Below are 1,557 nucleotides of genomic sequence, written 5' to 3'. Positions count from 1 at the left end.
CACTATGAAGGAGAGCCGAAGCCTACGCTTCTCTATCCCGACATTCAAGACCAAGCCTATTGTCAACAAGTATTGGCGCAAGCAGCACAGCTTGTGCATGAGCCGCGGGCAGTAAACCATCGCCATGCGTGAACCGTTATATTTGAAACTATATCATCAATTGCGTGCAGAAATTGAAGCAGGCCGGTTGGCGGCGGGAACGCGGCTGCCGTCTATTCGCCAGATGACACAGCAATCTTCCGTCAGCCGAACGACAGTAGAAACTGCCTATGAGCATCTGTGTGCGGATGGCATCGTCAATTGTGTGCCGCAGAGCGGGTATTATGTCAATGAAATTCCGCATCGACAGCCTATTCCACAGCCAGTACCTGTTCCGGCGGCACATACCTGCGCATTTGATTTTACCGGACACCGCATGGATCCGGCGTTATTTGATTTTGATATTTGGCGCAAGTTGTCCCGCTCTGTGATGATGGACAGTGCGCCATTTCTCGGTTATGGAGAAAATCAAGGAGAATGGGTTCTTCGAGAGCAGATCGCCAAGTATTTATCCGCTGGACGCGGCGTATATACGACCGCACAGCATGTCATTATCAGTGCGGGCATTCAGAGCCTGCTCGGCGTGGTATGCGAGATGTTTGACAAAAGTCAGCAGCGCATCGCCTTTGAAAATCCGGGATTTCGCAAGGGGTGGCGCATTTTTACGGATCATGGCTATGAAACGGTTTCCATTCCAAGCAGTGCGCACGGAATTGACTTGGAAAAGCTGGAGCTATCGCAGGCGAATATGCTATATATTTCTCCGTCCCATTCCTTTCCGTCGGGAACCAGTCTGACACACAGCAAACGCAAACAGCTGTTATCCTGGGCGAGCAGGTGCCATGCTGTGATTTTGGAAGATGATTATGACGGTGAACTTCGTTACACGGGAAAGCCGCTGGCGACGTTGTCTGCGATGGATTCTGCCGAACACGTCATTTATCTTGGCACGTTTTCTAAGCTGCTGCCGCCGTCTATTCGCATCAGTTATGCCGTGCTGCCGCCGCGGCTGCTTCCGGCATATCAACGGATTGCCGGGCGATATAATCAGACTTCCAGCACAATGGAACAGCTGACGATGGCACGGTTTATGGAAGAAGGCCGGCTGGAAAAACAAATCCGTCGGCTGCGCCGCATTTATGCACACAAAAACGCTTGCATCATACAAGCCTTTGCGGAATATTTTGGTTCGCGGGTATTGGTTCGTCCCAATGATACAGGGCTGCATGTGGTGGTGTCTGTCATGGGAAATGGAGACGCAGAGACGATGTGCGCATTGGCGCGGCAGGTTGGCGTAGATATAACACCCATGGCTTCGTATGAACTGGCAGACAATCAAAATGAACAGACAGATTTTTATCTTTCCAGTGCGGGGATTCCAATTGAGGACATTGAACCGGCAGTTGCCCGATTGCGACGTGTCTGGACTTGAATGGGAGAGAAGGGAGCACATATGGCTGGAGGAGAGCATGTCAATCACCGAGAACGAATGCGACAGCGTTTCTTGGAACATGGATT

1 protein-coding gene is annotated in these 1,557 nt (G+C 51.1%); it reads left to right on the top strand.

Translation table 11 applies throughout. From position 1 onward, the window contains the following. The first annotated feature begins 124 nt into the window (after window positions 1–124). Entirely contained in the window at window positions 125–1,471 is a 1,347-nt protein-coding gene (locus ACR0P9_RS12380) for a PLP-dependent aminotransferase family protein (protein ID WP_432620593.1), read from the top strand. The last annotated feature ends 86 nt before the right edge of the window (window positions 1,472–1,557 follow it).

The sequence above is a fragment of the Butyricicoccus sp. genome (assembly GCF_050872565.1).
GTDB lineage: Bacteria > Bacillota > Clostridia > Oscillospirales > Butyricicoccaceae > Butyricicoccus_A.
The sequence above is the reverse complement of the archived record's forward strand: the minus strand, read 5'-3'. Positions and strand labels throughout refer to the sequence as shown.